The 16,948-nt window shown below is 59.0% G+C and carries 15 protein-coding genes; 7 read left to right on the top strand and 8 right to left on the bottom strand.

Annotation, left to right across the window (positions count from 1 at the left end; genetic code table 11):
- Window positions 1-3 precede the first annotated feature (3 nt).
- Window positions 4-2,256: an NADP-dependent malic enzyme gene (locus JXQ78_RS11540; protein WP_330630915.1), complete on the bottom strand. Its 2,253-nt coding sequence runs from the start codon at window positions 2,254-2,256 to the stop codon at window positions 4-6.
- 165 nt (window positions 2,257-2,421) lie between these two features.
- On the opposite strand from JXQ78_RS11540, the gene JXQ78_RS11535 reads away from it, so the two are divergent.
- Window positions 2,422-3,177 carry a hypothetical protein gene (locus tag JXQ78_RS11535; protein WP_330630914.1) on the top strand — a complete coding sequence of 252 codons (756 nt, stop codon included), beginning with the start codon at window positions 2,422-2,424 and terminating at the stop codon, window positions 3,175-3,177.
- A gap of 210 nt (window positions 3,178-3,387) precedes the next feature.
- Window positions 3,388-4,251, top strand: coding sequence for a hypothetical protein (locus JXQ78_RS11530; protein WP_330630913.1), 864 nt, complete (start codon window positions 3,388-3,390; stop codon window positions 4,249-4,251).
- Between the two features lie 54 nt (window positions 4,252-4,305).
- Here JXQ78_RS11530 and panB read toward each other — a convergent pair whose 3' ends face one another.
- Window positions 4,306-5,133, bottom strand: a complete 828-nt coding sequence (gene panB, locus JXQ78_RS11525; RefSeq protein ID WP_330630912.1) for a 3-methyl-2-oxobutanoate hydroxymethyltransferase — start codon at window positions 5,131-5,133, stop codon at window positions 4,306-4,308.
- A gap of 65 nt (window positions 5,134-5,198) precedes the next feature.
- Entirely contained in the window at window positions 5,199-6,332 is a 1,134-nt protein-coding gene (locus JXQ78_RS11520; RefSeq protein WP_407934049.1) for a thiolase family protein, read from the bottom strand.
- Between the two features lie 172 nt (window positions 6,333-6,504).
- Between JXQ78_RS11520 and JXQ78_RS11515 the strand changes: the two genes are divergently transcribed.
- Together JXQ78_RS11515 and JXQ78_RS11510 are read left to right on the top strand one after the other, a co-directional pair.
- Window positions 6,505-7,911, top strand: a complete 1,407-nt coding sequence (locus JXQ78_RS11515) for an ATP-binding protein (RefSeq protein ID WP_330630910.1) — start codon at window positions 6,505-6,507, stop codon at window positions 7,909-7,911.
- Window positions 7,911-8,729, top strand: coding sequence for an MBL fold metallo-hydrolase (locus JXQ78_RS11510; protein ID WP_330630909.1), 819 nt, complete (start codon window positions 7,911-7,913; stop codon window positions 8,727-8,729). Before JXQ78_RS11515 ends, JXQ78_RS11510 begins: the two co-directional genes overlap by 1 nt.
- On the opposite strand, the gene JXQ78_RS11505 is transcribed toward JXQ78_RS11510, so the two are convergent.
- Both JXQ78_RS11505 and JXQ78_RS11500 read right to left on the bottom strand, forming a co-directional pair.
- Window positions 8,730-9,719, bottom strand: a complete 990-nt coding sequence (locus tag JXQ78_RS11505) for an aldo/keto reductase (protein WP_330630908.1) — start codon at window positions 9,717-9,719, stop codon at window positions 8,730-8,732.
- Between the two features lie 46 nt (window positions 9,720-9,765).
- Window positions 9,766-10,047 carry a DUF7552 domain-containing protein gene (locus tag JXQ78_RS11500; protein WP_330630907.1) on the bottom strand — a complete coding sequence of 94 codons (282 nt, stop codon included), beginning with the start codon at window positions 10,045-10,047 and terminating at the stop codon, window positions 9,766-9,768.
- Window positions 10,048-10,187: 140 nt separating this feature from the next.
- Between JXQ78_RS11500 and JXQ78_RS11495 the strand changes: the two genes are divergently transcribed.
- Entirely contained in the window at window positions 10,188-12,200 is a 2,013-nt protein-coding gene (locus JXQ78_RS11495) for a hypothetical protein (protein WP_330630906.1), read from the top strand.
- Between the two features lie 50 nt (window positions 12,201-12,250).
- Complete coding sequence (locus JXQ78_RS11490; protein WP_330630905.1) at window positions 12,251-12,655, top strand: hypothetical protein; 405 nt, start codon at window positions 12,251-12,253, stop codon at window positions 12,653-12,655.
- Window positions 12,656-12,662: 7 nt separating this feature from the next.
- On the opposite strand, the gene JXQ78_RS11485 is transcribed toward JXQ78_RS11490, so the two are convergent.
- The 3 genes from JXQ78_RS11485 to JXQ78_RS11475 all read right to left on the bottom strand — a co-directional run bounded on the left by JXQ78_RS11485 (window position 12,663) and on the right by JXQ78_RS11475 (window position 15,443).
- Window positions 12,663-13,514: an NAD(P)-binding protein gene (locus JXQ78_RS11485; RefSeq protein ID WP_330630904.1), complete on the bottom strand. Its 852-nt coding sequence runs from the start codon at window positions 13,512-13,514 to the stop codon at window positions 12,663-12,665.
- A 17-nt stretch (window positions 13,515-13,531) separates the two neighbouring features.
- The gene (locus tag JXQ78_RS11480) at window positions 13,532-14,398 is read right to left on the bottom strand and encodes an ABC transporter ATP-binding protein (protein WP_407934021.1); all 867 of its coding nucleotides are present in this window, start codon (window positions 14,396-14,398) and stop codon (window positions 13,532-13,534) included.
- 100 nt (window positions 14,399-14,498) lie between these two features.
- Entirely contained in the window at window positions 14,499-15,443 is a 945-nt protein-coding gene (locus tag JXQ78_RS11475) for a DUF5787 family protein (RefSeq protein WP_330630903.1), read from the bottom strand.
- A gap of 258 nt (window positions 15,444-15,701) precedes the next feature.
- On the opposite strand from JXQ78_RS11475, the gene JXQ78_RS11470 reads away from it, so the two are divergent.
- Complete coding sequence (locus JXQ78_RS11470) at window positions 15,702-16,931, top strand: translation initiation factor IF-2 subunit gamma (RefSeq protein ID WP_330630902.1); 1,230 nt, start codon at window positions 15,702-15,704, stop codon at window positions 16,929-16,931.
- The last annotated feature ends 17 nt before the right edge of the window (window positions 16,932-16,948 follow it).

The raw sequence follows: 16,948 nt of genomic DNA, 5'->3' as shown, positions 1-16,948 counted from the left end.
TCCTTACCGCTCAGTGGCATCGGCAACAGCAACGCCGGCGAGATTGACGATATCGGCCACTTCATCGCCGCGCTGAAGGATGTGAACGGGTTTATCCATCCCGACGAGCATCGGACCGATCGCTTCTGCGCCGCCGAGTCGCTGGAGGAGTTTATAGCCGATATTTCCGGCTTCGAGATTCGGGAACACCAGCACGTTCGCAGGCGCTTCAAGCTCGCTGAACGAGTACGTTCCGCGCAACATCTCCTCGACGAGGGCGGTGTCTGCCTGCATTTCGCCATCGACAGGAAAGTCAACGCCTGGATCCTCACGCAGCCGGTTGGCTGCAGTGCGTGGTTTGACGGTTCCCTCGGTGCGGACACTACCGAAATCGGAGTACGACAGAAATGCAACCCGCGGTGAGACGTTGAACCGGCGCGCCAGCTCGGCGGTGTGGGTTGCCACCTCGGCGAGCACTTCCTCGTCCGGATCCTGATTGACGGTCGCATCAGCACAGAACACCACACGGTCGTCGAACGTGAGCATATAGACGCCGGCGGCGTACTCAGCGTCTTCTGCGGTGCCAATCACTTCCAGCGGCGGGCGCAACGCTGACGGATAATGGTGGGTAAGCCCCGTCAGCAACGCATCTGCATCGCCAAGGTCGACCATCACGCTGCCGAGGTAGTTGCCATCGCGAATGATCTCGTCTGCTTCCCGACGCGTGAGCCCGTTTCGTTTCCGACGTTCGTAGAGATAGTCGGCGTAGGCCTCAAGCGAGTCTTCGGTCGGATCGACGATTTCGGGATCCATATCGAGCCCGAGATCGGCCGCCCGTTCCCAGATCACCCGCCGTTCGCCGATGAGCACTGGCTGGGCGATATCCTGCTCAATCAGCTGGTGGGCGGCCCTGATCACCTTCTCGTTCGTTCCTTCCGCGAGCACAACCCGTTTTTCGGAGGACTGAGCCTTGTTCAACACGACACGCATCAGCTCTCGGGATTTGCCAAGGCGCGCTTCGAGTGCCTCGCGATACTCCGAGAGGGACACTGATTCTCGTGCCACACCACTTTCCATCGCGGCCCCAGCAACCGCCGCCGACACCTCGAACAACACGCGCTGATCGATCGGTTTGGGGATGATATACTCCGGACCGAACTGCAGCGGATCATCACCGTACGCTTTCATGACGGCGTCTGGCACGTCTTCGCGAGCGAGATCTGCGAGTGCACGTGCAGCAGCCACTTTCATCGCCTCGTTGATCTCCGTTGCTCGCACGTCAAGGGCACCCCGGAAGATGAACGGAAAGCCGAGCACGTTGTTCACCTGGTTCGGGTAATCGGATCGACCGGTCGCCATGATGACATCATCATCGCGGGCATTTTTTGCGCTCTCATAATCGATCTCCGGGTCAGGGTTCGCCATCGCGAAGATGATCGGATCGGACGCCATCGAGCGGACCATCGCCTCGGTAACGATGCCACCGACCGACAACCCCACGAACACGTCAGCATCAACCATTGCGTCGGCCAGTTCGCCATCGGGAAGATCGCGGGCAAACGGTTCGGTGTACTCGTTGAGCGCTCCAGCACTCGCTCGTCGTTCGGTGAGGATGCCATCGATGTCACACATGGTGATCTTCGAGCGATCGACACCCAGAGAGACGTAAAATTCGGCCGTCGCAGTGGCCGCTGCGCCCGCACCGGCGAAGACGACCTTGAGTTCGTCGAGGGGTTTATCCACAATATCGGCTCCGTTCAACAGCGCGGCTCCGGAGATGATGGCGGTGCCGTGCTGGTCGTCGTGAAACACCGGCACGTCCATTCGCTCGCGTAGTTGGCGCTCGATCTCGAAGCACTCGGGCGCTTTGATATCCTCAAGGTTGATCCCGCCGAACGTCGGCTCCATCGCCGCGACGGCGTCAACGAACGCCCCAACGTCCCCTTCATCGAGTTCGAGATCGAAGACATCGATGTCAGCAAAGCGCTTGAAGAGGACGCCCTTGCCCTCCATCACGGGTTTTGAGGCCTGTGCACCGATATCACCGAGTCCAAGCACCGCAGAGCCGTTGGAGACAACTCCCACGAGATTGCCCTTGGCGGTGTAGCGGTAGGCGTCGGCCGAATCGTCTGCAATCTCCAGACACGGTGCGGCGACACCGGGCGAATACGCCAGACTCAGATCGCGCTGTGTGCTCGTCGATTTTGTCGTGTCCATGGCGATCTTTCCGGGCGGCTCGTTGCTGTGATACGCCAGAGAATCCTCGTCCAGTCCCATACCCCACGTTGGAGAACGGCGTATTTCCACTCTGCGTGGGACACGCGAACGCACCTCTGAGCGCTCGTGGCTGCCCTTGCTGCGCCGGCACTGTCAATCCCACAAAATCTTTTAGCTCTCGGAGCGAACCTGCGTATCTGGATCGCCTCCAGATGTATTCCTCCGATGTTTGAGACAACGATCGACCTGGTGCTGGAAACGCCGCTATTGGTCATTCCGCTGTTGCCAGCGCTGTATTGCACGTGGGTCGTCCTCTGGCGCGGTCGTCGCGTGTGGGTTACCCTCGCGATGATCTTCGGTGTTCTCGGATTGCTGCCAGTGTTTTTGCTGTTTTTGCTCGGCGAGGTAACGGGCTGGGAGATCTGGAGACGGCTCGGGACGATACTGTTCGAGATCGAGTTGACGGTCGCCGGCTGGGGAGTGGGCTTCTACGACGACATGCTGGCGGCCTGGCTAAAACTGAGTCAGCTGCTCATCGACGGGCTGGTGTCGGTGCTTCTCAGCCCGTTTGCTGGGCTGAACATCGCGCTTCCCACCGTCGTCCCGGCGTGGCTCTGGGCGTTCTGTCTCCACTTCGTTGGCGGCGCAATGCTGGTGTACAGCCTTCACAGCGGTCGTGAACACTCGCTGTTCGATTCGGTCCTGCGAGGGGGTGGTGGCGTGTTTCTCATCTCCGGGCTGTTCGTCGCGCTGCTCGAAAGCCGACTCCACGGCGTCGAAAGCTCGGTGATAGTGGTGTTGTTGATGGCCGTGATCGGCGTCGAAATCGGCGTGGCAGTCGTCTTGCTTTTCGTCCAGCCCGACTTTTCCGACGATGAAAGCGCACCCACAAAACGTGATCCCGATGGCCAACTCACGGAGACACTGAAAACGGTTCGCAGTCAGCTGCGGCGGCTGGCGTCCGGTCGTACCGATGAGTGAGGCAGTGGTGAAAGCGTTCACCCATTAGGTGTGTTCATAGTTGGAGTAGAATAGTCGATTCAGGCGCATAACTGAGCTGCCGATCACCAACTGTCTCGAAGGATCCGAGTCGGTACGGCTGCTTCGAAGACGTGCTTGCGTAGTACAGGAGTACACCAGACAAACAGTCAATATTAATACTATTTGAGACAATGATTGGTATCCATTCGCATGTACCGACGAATAATCATTCATAGCCTGGTTGTCGGACTCCTCATCCTCGCAGGCTGCAATTCGCTCCCTGCTACTGGGCCGTCATCTGGTGGCACATCGGAACTGACGCCCGCACCGATTCCGACAGCGTCCTCACAAACACCTTCGCCCGCTCAGCTTGCACCAGGCGTAGCGTCATACGGTGTCACCGATCTCAATGCACTCTCAACAGCGCACCACGAAAGTCTACAAAATGTTTCGTACACACGGACGGAAACCGTGACTGCCGTCTTTGCCAACGGAACCATCCGAGATCGATTCAATCTTACAGCCCGCGTGACGGATGACCGCAGTCGTATTTTCATCAGCATTACCCAGAGTGCACACGCCTCTTCCGGACACTCCGCAATTACATACGAACTGTGGGCGAATCGAACCCAAGCAGTCTCCCAACGAAATAGTTCGTCCAATACAAGCTATCGGACTGACACACGACGAAATCGTTCGGTTGTCATCGAAGAGTGGACCAGAACGCGGACAGGATTCACCACCTCGTATGCTGCAAGTGAAATGAACGTCGTTGAGTTCCAGACAGAAAATCGAACAGTTATTGAAGTGACGGGACAGCCACCACCGACAGTCATTACTGATCAACTGATAACACCAGCAGATAGTTACACAACAGCCGTCGTTGGTCCACAGGGACGAATCTACAACTATACAGCGCAGTATCACGCCATGCTGAAAAATCCCCCAACAGAAGCGACTACGGTCGAGAACACGTCAGTCGACGTAACCCATACCGTCCAATTTACGTCGATTAACTCGACAACCGTTGCGCGTCCATCGTGGTTCGATACCGCAATCACGAACAGGAAGTAAATTATACAGTTGGAATGAGGTTGGCGTGGACTCGCCCAGGTCTGGGGTATTCACTCACTCATCAATCGGCTCATAGACGTGCTCTCGCGCTGGATACGCCTGCTGGCTGACATCATCAACAAACGTCCCGACTGCATCGGTGATCTCGGTTTCCAGATCCGCGTACGTCTTCTCGAACCGGTAGCCTTCGTTGCCAAGTCCGAGCAGATCCGTGATCACGAGCACCTGGCCGTTGACGTGCCGACCGGCACCGATCCCGATCGTTGGAACGGTGATCGCCTCGGTGATCCGTTTGGCCACCGGCTCCGTGACGGCCTCAAGAACGAGCGCAAACACGCCCGCGCTGACCAGTTCCTGTGCGGTCTCAACGAACTGATCGGCAACAGCACTGTCCGGCCCGTCTCGACCCTGTACGACCGGCCCGCCGATCTCGTTCATTCGCTGGGGTGTCAGCCCGAGATGTCCCATCACGGGGATTCCCAGCTCTGTGAGCCGATCGACAATCTCGACGGTCGTTCCACCCTCTGGTGGTGTTTCAAGTTTGACGGCGTCCGCACCGGCCTCTTTCATGAACTTCCCCGCATTCTCCAGCGACGTTTCCAGTGACGTGCCGTAGCTCAAAAACGGCAGATCCGCGATCACCATCGCCTCTTCGGTCCCCCTGGCGACGGCGGCAGTGTTCGAGAGCGCTTCGTCCATCGTCACCGGGAGCGTATCATCGTAGCCGTGGTGGTTGTGACCGGCGGTGTCACCAACCAGAATCATATCAATGCCGCCAGCATCGACACACCGGGCGATCGGCGCGTCGTAGGCGGTCAACATCGTCAGCTGCTCGCCAGCGTCGTGTTTGGCCTCAATATCGCGGATTGTCGTCCGTCCCATGGACGATCGTCGTGTTGGCAAAGAATAGCGTTTGTGGACGCTTCCACACCCCAACCGATCCTCGACTATCGGCTGAACTCGATCGCCGCACCCTGTCCGAAGCCGACACACTCGGTCGCAATACCGCGCTCAACGTCGCGTTTTTCCATCTCATGGAGGAGCGTCACCGGCAGTCGTGCGCCACTGGCACCGAGCGGGTGGCCAATGGCGATTGCACCGCCGTTGACGTTGAAGATGTCGTCGTCAAAACCGAGCTCCTCCTGGCAGTACACTGTCTGACTGGCAAAGGCCTCGTTGAGCTCGACGAGTCCGTACTCATCGATCGATCGGCCGTTGCGCTCTAGCATCCCTTCGACGGCCGGGACCGGACCGATGCCCATCACTTCGGGGTCAACGCCGGCGACGTTGTTGGCTCCGATTTCTGCCATCACGTCGAGATCGTGCTCGTCGGCGAACGCTTTCGAGGTGATGAGCAACGCCGCAGCGCCGTCGGACACCTGCGATGCGTTACCTGGCGAGACCGTCCCGTCCGCTTTGAACACCGTGGGCAGTCCGGCGAGCTTCTCTGCGGTGGTCCCCGGACGAAGCCCCTCGTCCTCGCTGACCGTGCCGTCTTCGGTCTCGATCGGAATGATTTCGTCGTCGAACCGACCTTCTTCGGTCGCCTCGACGGCGCGCTGTTGTGAACGAGCGGCATACTCGTCCTGGCGCTCACGACTGATGTCGTAGCGGTCAGCAACCTCCTCGGCCGTCATCCCCATCGAGAGCTTCGCGATGTTGTACTCATCGTTCATCCCGGGATGGGCGTTCTGCGTGTTCTGCCCCATCTTCACGCGAGACATGCTCTCGACGCCGCCGGCGATGATCGCATCGCGTTGGCCGGCACGGATCGCGTCGCTGGCCGAAATGACCGACTGCGCCGAGGACGCACACCAGCGGTTGACCGTCGTTGCCGGGACGGACTCACCGAGATCGGAGAGCAACGCGATCACACGGGCCAGATTGTTCCCCTGCTCGCCGCGCTGCTGGGCACAACCCCACATCAGATCGTCGATATCCTCGCCCGAAAGGCCAGTCTCTGCCAAGATCTGGTTGATCAACGGAATTGAAAGATCCTCGCTACGAACGTCCGCAAACACGCCATCCTCTTTACCCTGCGGAGTTCGGTACGCCTTGACCACTACTGGTGTCGTATCCACCATACCCTCATATACTGCTTCAGCGTGTTAAAACAGCCCGCTAACAACTTTTCGCCCGGCAGTTCCGGTTCACACTGCAAAAGAGTTTATCGGTGCGCCGATACATGTCACCACGTAGCGTGAAAATTCGGTCCGACGATCTTATACGCGTTCCACGATAACTGTTTGGGGAATGACTGGCCCGGCGCTCGACGTTATTGAACTCATGCTAACCGCCCGTATCTACAACGAGGAGCACGCTCTGGATCCGGGCGATCTACCTCCGTCGTATCGCCGTGCATTCTGGCGCACGGCCTCGGGCGACGTGGACGACGGCAATTCAGACACCGACTCCGAAAGTACGGATGCAGCCGACCGACACGTTCCCGGAACGATCCAGCGACCGCTCACTGTGACGAACACGCGCATCTCCGAGGCGACCGGAATCTCACACCCCTGGGATGTGGTATCTGAACTACTGTTCACACAGCGCGAGGAGTTTACGGGAAAGCTCTCGTTCTCCGACGAAGAGATGGCAGAGCAGTGGTATCTGAAACGAACTGACGACGAGCGGCTGCTCACCAATCCGACGCTCGCGTGGCGATTTGAAGACGAAATCGAGGCGGTCGATTATGAGACTGCACAATCGATGAATCGTCCGGTGCACGCAGACCGCGTCTGGATCGATAGCCTGCTCGAGCAGGTGTTCGACGAAGATGACGAGGAGATGCTCGATCTCGTCGAAGTCCGCTCTCCGCAGGAGATGGAGATGACGCTCGATGATCTCGTCCTCACGGAGAATCAGGAGGCCGAAATCCAGAAAATCGTCAAAGCGATCGAACACCGGGAGTATCTCGCCGAGATCGGCCTCCGAGAGATCGGGAAGCTACTGCTCGTTGGTCCGCCCGGAACGGGAAAAACGTCCGTTGCCCGGGCACTGGCTCATGGGCTCGAACTCCCGTTCGTCGAGGTGAAGCTCTCGATGATCACCAGCCAGTATCTGGGTGAGACGGCAAAGAACGTGGATAAGGCCTTCGAGGTGGCAAAGCGACTCGCACCGTGTATCTTCTTCATGGACGAATTCGATTTCGTCGCGAAGACCAGATCGAGCGACGAGCACGCCGCAATCAAACGGGCGGTGAATACGCTGCTCAAGTCGATCGACGAAGTGAGTCTGATCCGCGACGACGTGCTGTTGATCGGCGCGACGAATCACCCCGATCAGCTGGACGCTGCCGCCTGGCGTCGGTTCGACGAAATTGTCAATTTCCCAAAACCAGACGACCAGATGCGCGCAGACATTCTGCGAGTAATCACTCAACGAATGGAGATCGAGAACTTCGATCCAGCAGAGATCGCAGGACGCACCGAGGGGTTGACTGGCAGCGATCTCCGTCTCGTGATGCGAGAGGCGGTGTTGAACGCGCTCACAGAAGAGCGCACCACACTCACGCAGGAGGATCTGTTGCACGCAGTCGATGGCTTCGAAGAGCGCGACAACCTCAAAAACATGGACATGATCAACGGAGACCCAGACGCGCTCATTGCAGGCTCTGATGATGGTGGCCACGATCACAGTCACCACCACACCGACGACTAATGGAGGTCACACTGCTCGGAACTGGCGATACGACGGGAACGCCGACCCCGGGATGTTCATGTCCGACGTGTACGGCCGCGAACGACCGAGACGTAGAACGCACCCGGTTTTCGGTGCACGTCACAAACGAAAGGACCGGCGAGTCGGTGCTCATCGATGCGAGTCCAGATCTCCGATATCAGTTCCTGCGGGATGGGCTGTCGTTGCCCGACGCGATCGTCATCACACACATTCACTTCGATCACCTCGACGGACTCGGCAACGCCTACCGATTGCTCGATTCGGTGCCGGTGTACGCCGCCGACGAAACGGATCCACAGACTGACGAAAGCGTGGCCGAGACGATCGAACGGCGGTTCGACTATCTCGATGCGATCGACGTGCATCCACAGACGCCGTTCGAGACGGTTGAGGTCTGTGGACTGCAGATTACGCTCGTCCCTGTCGAGCACCCACCGCTGCTCTGTTATGGACTCACCGTCGAATCCGACGATGCCAAGCTATCGATCACCGGCGACACGAACTTTGCCATCCCAGACCGTTCCCGACACCAGCTCGCCGACGCGGACTTGCTGCTTGCCGACGCGATCGTTCCCGCCCGACTCTGCTCACACCATCCACTCGGCGGGACACACAAAACAACAGCGGGCGTCCCACGAACGTTCGGCACCAAACACATGACGACCGAGGGAGCACTCGATCTGGCTTCGGAGCTTCGCGCTGATCGAACGCGCCTGGTCCACATTTCACACTTTCCAACGCCCGAAGAAGCGTTTCGGCCGGAAGCAGCCGTCGATGGTGAACAGTTCTCGTTGTGATCACCAGCGGTGGTGAACGTACCCTTTGACAGTCTCCTGGTAAATGTCGGTCACTGCGCCGTGGACCTCGTGTGACAGTGGCTCGAACGACGCGGCGGCTACGTTCTCTGCGACGTGCTCGGGAGACGTTGAGCCAGGAATGACTGTCGTGACAGCGTCGTGGTCCAGAATCCAGCGGAGTGTGAACTGCGCCATCGTCATCGCCTCGGGAACGTGCGCTCTGAGGGCATTGACGGCCTCGATTCCGGCGTCGAAGGGAACGCCAGCGAACGTTTCACCGCCTTTCGTTCCGACACCCGCAGTTACGCCTGCCTCGATCGCACCGCGACGGTGGTCGTCTGCATCGAACGTACTCGAGCCGTCAAATGCATCGGCCAACAGGCCAGAGGCAAGCGGTACGCGAACGATGACGCCGACATCGTGTTTTGCTGCGGCCTCGAAAAACCACTCGCGCGGGCGCAACCGGAACGGATTGAAGATGATTTGCACCGATTCGATAACGTCGTATTCGATCGCCTTCTGGGCCTGTTCGACGAGTTCAACGCTGACACCGGCGTGGTCGATCACTCCCTCTTCACGCAGTGACTCGAGCGTCTCGAAGACCGATGGATCGTAGTACGCCGGCGTGTCCGGACAGTGAAGCTGCACCAGATCAAGCGAGTTGACGCCGAGTCTGTCCAGAGAGCCAGTCACCGACGCACGAAGTCCGTCCCGGGAATGGCCACCGTCCGGGTCAGGTTTCGCCTTCGTCACCACGTCGATCTCCGCGCGATCGCGACCGGCAAGCACGGAGCCGATCAGCCGCTCGGCCCGACCGTCGCCGTACACTTCTGCCGTGTCCAGAAACGTTATCCCCTCGTCCAGTGCCGTCTCGATCGCCGAGATAATCCGTGAATCACTCACGTCGCCCCAGACCGGCCCGACGTTCCACGTGCCGAGACCGATCACCGTCGGAGCAATGGTAGTACTGCCCAGAGGTCGTGTTTCCATATTTGTACGTGATCACAACAGTCCAAAAATCACCCGGGAACACCGCTCACTGCGTGTGGCTATGGCCACACGCAGATCCAACGGGACAGACTGCCAGCGCAGAACGAACGGTGAGATCGTGGACTGTGGTCTGTGGATCAAACTGCCGAAGTCGATCACGGTAGGCCATCGTCAACTGGCGTGCCCGATCGGCCGCACTGTGCGTCTCGAAAGCGTATCCGGAGACTGGAACCGGTCGCATCCCACACTGTGAGCAAACGACACGGTAGCCCCCAGAAACTGTCGATAGCTCTTCGATCTGTCGACGGAGTGTACATAACTGGCGCATGTTCTTTAGGTTGGCCTAAAACTCCTGGCGAGTAATAGCTTCGGGTCGCAATTCGTTCTGGTGAATGCAAACTGCCAGTTGGTTGCTCCGGAACCACAAAACTGATACGGTTGACAATTCTGGATTCTGGTCAGTACCGAATGCGTATCCAGCAATCGCCAATGGACCGGCTCAGGGACGTTCCATTCGATGTGCTGGTTGCTGGCGTGGGCCTTCTGATGGGAATTGTGCTGTTACCACTCCAGCTAGTTCTCACTGACGTGTTTGCGCGGACACTGCCGATCGCAACGGGCTGTGCGGCAGGTCTGTATCTGCTCTCAGTGAGCGTCGATCGCAACACGGCGATCCCACGACTCACTAGAACGGCTGTACGGTTGCTTCCGTCAGTAATCGTCATCGGGATGGCGATGTTGGTTCTCATCGCGGGGGTTCAGGGCGAACGATCGCTCGCCTGGTATCTCTGTTGTAGTGCGGTGGGGACTGCCATTCTTGTGCTGATCATCTTTGCCGATGAGGAGGATATTTCGCCGACGCTGTGGTTGTTTTTGATCATCGTCTTTGGCATGATCGTTCGACTGGTGGCGCTGTACACCACCCCAGGCTACATCGGCATCGACGTGTGGACACACATGGCCCACTGGGCACAGGACATACACGCCGCCCGATCGCTTCAGCCGATCAGCGGCCAGAAATACTACGCATCACCGCTCTATCACCTGCTCGTCGTTGGATCGAGTCTCTTGCTCGACGTGTCGATCAAATCCGCGCTCTATCTCGTTATCGGTGTGTCGATGCCGCTTTCAGTGGTGTTCGTCTACGCCACCGCGAGTTCGTTCGTTACCCAGCGCTGGGCCGTCTTCGCTGGGGCACTCTACTCGATGAGCGGGGCAGTGATCGAGTGGGGGCTACATCTCATTCCGACAAGTCTGGGATTGGTATTTTTTCTCGGTGTGTTCTACTCGCTCGAACGGATGCTCAAGGTGGATTATACGCCACGGGATTTCTTTCTCGTCGTCTTTTTCAGTATTTCAGTGATTCTCACACACCAGGTGTCCTCGTTCATCATGCTCGTGCTGACTGGCGGTGCCGTGCTCGCTTCGCTCGTGATCAGTTCGGGCATACTTACTTCGACCAGAACGCGCTGGCGGATGGCACACACCGCAGAAACGGTGAATCTCACCGGATTACTGGTGTTCGATCTCGGATTGATCACGTTCATGTGGTCGCTGACGCCCTATCAGGGTGCTACCTTCTTGACGACGATCGGCACGTACTTCTCGGAGACGCTCATCACCGCGGGACTCGGCCAAACTGCTGATGCTGGCGGATTGTCCCCAACCGTCGTCCCCACGCAGACGACGATGGAGTTCATCGTCGAGTATCTCGACGTGGCCGGCTTTCTGCTGGTGTTTTGTCTCACTATCGTTGGAAGTCTCTGGGTGTTACAGCAACAGAATCGATCTCAGGCCGCATTCACGCCGGTGTTCAGCGTGGGGATAATGTCCGTCTTCGTGTTTGGCTTTCCCCTGTTTGGAATTCGAACGTTCGTTCCAGGCCGCTGGTTTGCGTTCATGCTCGCACCGATGGCTGTAGTAGCAGTGATTGGGCTCGCACATCTCAGTGCTACCACGTCTCCCAGAATCGCTGGCACCGTCTTTCTGGTGGTTATTCTCTGCTTTCCGACCACGTCGATGCTGGCGAGCGACAGCACCATCGATAGCCCACCGTTCGAGAACACGCAGGCCCGATACAGCTTCACGCACGCAGAGCTGGCCGCTATTGAGGCGATCGATCGGTACGCAAAAAATAAATCCAGAAACTGGGTCACGGACCATCCGTACACGGTGGTAGTCAATCGAACGCTTGCACACAACATGGAAAGTGCAACGATTAGTACCCAGTCCGGAACGGTCGTTGGATATGCACGCTCTACGCGGAACGTCAGTGGAACGACTACGACCGTGGTTCGGCCCGCAGAGACCAGGATCTACCGCTCCTATCAACGACGCGGCGCAGCCTATTTTGGACTCTTTCATCAGAATGCGAGCATGGCGCACACGCCCCGCGTTTCGAGGGAGGTCATCTGTCCTCGTGACGCTGATGTGATCTATGCGAACGATGCAGTACAAATCTGTACGGTCCCCACCCGATGACCCCATTTATTGCATAAATTTATATAGAGTAAGAAAATAGGGAGCGTGTGATGGGCGCTTCGGTTCGACTCCGTGCAATACAGCTGGCTGTGCTCGGATACGGAATCCTCGAGACATGGCTGGGCGTTCGTGTGGCGATGGGCGGGCACTCACCTGCAACCTGGGTGCCCAGAGTGGTGCTGGGAATCCTCCTGGTGATGCTAGTGGTCGCACCACAGCTGATGGAACACCAGTTCGAAGCGCAGCCGAACGCAACGGCGATTGGTGTTGGCGAGCTGACGTTCGGAGCGGTCTGTGCGCTCTGGACGCTCGCCGGTGGATGGATGCTCTCTCTTGGATGGACGAGACCGATGGGCGTGATCAAATGGTACACGGCGTTCGGTGTGGTCGGAACGCTCGTGACGGCCCTTGCGTACTACCGCAGGGGGCGCACACGAGAGCCCACTCGACCTTGAAAACGAACTATTCGTCGGTGAAAAGATGTGTTTCGAGCAACTGGCGGTTGTCCGTGGTTCGTTGCTCGCGTCCTTCTTCGGAAAGCTGAAAGGAACGCCGCTCTTCGATGACCGCTTCTGTGACCCGTTCGCGCCGTTCGTCTGCAATTGAGGCCTCATCGGGAATCGTCTCGGCAACCCACTCCTCGATGTGTTCGTTCCATCCAGCGTCGCCATACGTCCCGCCTTCAACCCGCCAGTCCCAGTAGCTTGCGACCTCGTCCCAAAAGCCCGCTTCGACCCGCAGATCGGTGATCAGTGATTTTGCAACGCGTGCGCCGTGGCCAGCACTAATGATTACCTGATGGGGCTCACCGGAGAGCCACCCCGCCACGTAGAGCCCATCGATCGACGTGCGACCGGTTTCTGTATCGCACTCGACGGGATGTGTTCCTGGCTCGTGGAATGCGCCGTCATCGAGCGAACTGAGATAGTCGGCCGTGTACGCCGAGGCTCCAATAACCCGCGTCGCCGTCACAACCTCGTCCTGCTGAGTTTCAATACGGAACCCGCCATCGAGTGAATCCGGGCGTTCGACGGTCTCGACGAAATCATCGACGATCTCACAGCCCTCATACTGGGCGTGGGCACGGCCCAACTGGAGGAACTGCTGGGGATCGATCCCCACGAAGCCGAGATAGTTTTCGATGTTGTAACACCGGTGGATCGCCGATGGCCCCCGGTCGAACACCACAGTCGAGAGGTCGTACCGACTGGTAAAGACGGCCGCCGAAAGGCCTGCCGCGCCACCACCGACGATCGCCACGTCGTACTCACTGCTGGACGGTTCACTCCGCTTTTCGCCTGTCACTGTCGTCATGGATCTTCAGTGTCTCCTCAGTCGCTGATCGAACGTTCGGGAATGATCTGCAGGGCCGGTTCATACACGACGGTCGCCTTTACGGAGAATACGTCTGCGAGCAACGACTCCGTCAACACGTCGCGTGGGGGTCCCCAGTCGTACAGCTCGCCATCACACATCGCAATGAGATTGTCCGCAAACCGAGCCGCCTGGGCAATGTCGTGAAGCACGACGGCAACGGTTACGTCGTCGGTTTCGTTGAGCCGCTCAACCGTCTCCATCACCCGAAGCTGGTGGTGGAGATCGAGATACGTCGTTGGCTCATCTAACAACAGCGTGTCAGTCTCCTGGGCGAGCACGAGCGCGATCCACGCCAGCTGTTTTTGCCCACCAGACAGATCACCGACTGGCTTCTCGCGCAATGACTCGACGCCGGCAAGCGTGAGCGCACGCTCGATCGCCGCCTCGTCGGCTTCCGTCAGCGATTCAAACGGACCGCGGTGGGGATAGCGCCCGTGGGCCACAAGATCCGCAACGGTGACGCTGTCGGGTGAACCGTGTTCCTGTGAAAGATGACCGAGCGCTCGGGCGAGCTCTTTGTTGCCGTACTCCTCGATCGTCTGGCCATCGAGCACGACCGACCCCGCATCCGGCGTGTGATGGTCCGAGAGCGCGGCCAACATCGTCGATTTGCCGCTGCCGTTCGGACCGACGATCGCCGTGATCTCTCCCTCAGGAATGTCGATTCGTTCACACTCTACGACCGGCTGCTCGCTCGTCGCATACGATAGCGACAGCTCGGTGCCAGACAGCATGCTCGACTGGACACGTCCCGAGTCACGCTCCGTGTCGTCGCTCTGTTCTTCGATTGCGCCCGTTAGAGACTCCGTTGTACTCGCCATGATCTGTGTGCCGTTCGGTTCCCGCACGCAGTTGCGAACACCGCGCGTTCTGTTTTTGGATAGCCTAAACTACACCAAAGAACTTTCGGAACGGGTCGTTTCAGAATGCATCGAGCGATCCTTGTTCTGTGCGGGCGTCCGGCGGCCGTCTGATCCACGGAGAATGGGCGTTACGGCGTTCGTCGAGATCGATCGGGTGGGGATAGCCACCAGCCGACTCGCACGCAGTCGCTGGGCGAACGATTGCCTCGCAGTTCGTACAGAACGGAATGCCATCAACCCCGCCAACGGTGTGGTTTTCGACGTGCGGGCAGGCTGGAAACGGGACGCGCCAGCCGTTGCCGTACGCGCGTTCTGCGATCGTCCGACGGAGCCTTTGTTTCTGAGCGTCGCTCACGAGTTCGATCGCCGTATGAGAGGGTTTACGGTCGGTCGGTTCGACGCCGGGACCGTCCGAAAGTGGCGTCGGCGAACGGATCACGTCGCACTCTGTGGTGTCGGGATCGAACTCCCAGACGCCGACCGCTTCTGGAATACGATTGAGATGGGCACCGGTGACGTGTGAGTTCGTCGCCAACACCACTTCATCACAGACGCCGAGGCTCACATCGAACTGGAGCTGGCGTTCGAGCGCACCTGGAGCACCGAGGTCCGGTTTGTTCTCGATAGCGCGCACCGTTCCAATCCAGTCGGGATAGCGAGCAGTCTGGCGGATGTATGTCCGACCACCACGGCGCTCGCGCTCGAAAAAGCCAATCTCGACGGCACGGTCGATCACTGCCCGCGCACGGTCAGCATTGCAGTCAAACGCCGCCTTCCAGTATCGATATCGACCAACGCCAACGTCGGCGTCGATCGCCAGCGCCGGAATCGTTGCGGGAGAGATCCGTGTGCGCGCTCCGAACGCCGATCCTGGCGTCACAGTGACGACATCGACGATCCGGGAGCCGGTGGTGCTCGCGCCAAGCTGCCGGCTCACGATCTGGGGCGTCTCGTTGCCCTCGAGTGTGGCACACAGCGACAGCTCAAATCCGAACTCGTCCACAAAACCGCTTCGAATGGCCTGAATAAAAGCGACTCGTCAGCTAATCGTCTGGTTGCCCAGCCCATGCTGGTTCGACAGCTGGTGGGCCGCTCTGGACCAGGTCAGTGAACGCACACGGGAGCGTAGATCGGGACACAGCGACTGCTTGGCCGCCACGCAGGGGGTGGCGAGTGACTGTCAGATTTGGTGAGCGGCGTGAGTCTGAGAAACAGCAGGTTTATGCTCGCCACGAGGGTAGGTGACCGTATTACTAACGAGATGACAAGGGAACACCGACAACCGGAGGTGAACATCGGTCTCGTCGGCCACGTCGATCACGGTAAAACGACGCTGGTTCAGGCGCTCAGTGGCGAGTGGACCGACCAGCACTCCGAAGAGATGAAGCGCGGGATATCGATACGGCTCGGCTACGCCGACGCCACCTTCCGGCGGTGTCCCGAGATGGACGCCCCGGAGTGTTTCACCGTCGAGACGGAGTGTCCGGACGGCACTGAGAGCGAGCTCGTTCGAACGGTCTCGTTCGTCGATGCTCCCGGTCACGAAACGCTGATGGCAACGATGCTCTCGGGCGCGGCGATGATGGACGGCGCGGTGCTGGTCGTCGGGGCGAACGAGCAGGTCCCACAGGCCCAGACCGCAGAGCACCTGATGGCGCTCGACATTATCGGCATCGAGAACATCGTCATCGCACAGAACAAGATCGACCTCGTCGACAACCAGACGGCCCGCGACAACTACGAGCAGATCAAGTCGTTCGTCGAGGGAACCGTCGCCGAAGACGCACCGGTGGTCCCGATTTCCGCCCAACAGGAGGTCAACATGGACCTCTTGATGCAGGCGATCGAAACGGAGATTCCAACGCCGGAGCAATCGCCCGAAACGGAGCCCCGAATGGAAGTCGCGAGGAGCTTCGACATCAACCGACCGGGAACCCGATTCGACGAGCTCCATGGCGGCGTACTCGGCGGGAGTCTCGTGCAGGGTGAGCTTTCGACCGACCAGGAGCTCGAACTCCGGCCAGGCCGCGAGTTCGAAGAAGGTGGTCAATCCGAATACCGACCGATCACGACGACGGTTCGGTCGATTCAGGCCGGCAACGAAATGCCCGATACCGTCGGACCGGGTGGACTGCTTGGCGTCGGCACTGGCCTCGATCCGTCGATCACCAAAGGCGATGCGCTCGCCGGACAGGTCGCCGGGCCACCGGGAACGCTACCGCCAACGTGGAACGAATTCGAAATCGAAGTCGAACTGCTCGATCGCCTGGTCGGTGGCGACGAGATCGAACCGATCAACACCGGTGAGCCCCTGATGCTCACCGTTGGTACCGCCACCACCGTCGGCGCGGTGACGAGTGCGCGCAACCAGGAGTGTGAAGTGAACCTCAAACGACCAGTGTGTGCCGAACCGGGCGCGAAGATCGCGATCAATCGCCGTGTCGGAACGCGCTGGCGGCTCATCGGCGTGGGAACGCTCGTCGGAGAGTAACGAAAATCGAAACAGAG

The sequence above is a fragment of the Halocatena halophila genome, from assembly GCA_027563145.1.
In the GTDB taxonomy this organism is placed as follows: domain Archaea; phylum Halobacteriota; class Halobacteria; order Halobacteriales; family Haloarculaceae; genus Halocatena; species Halocatena halophila.
This window is presented reverse-complemented; position numbering and strand designations above follow the sequence as displayed.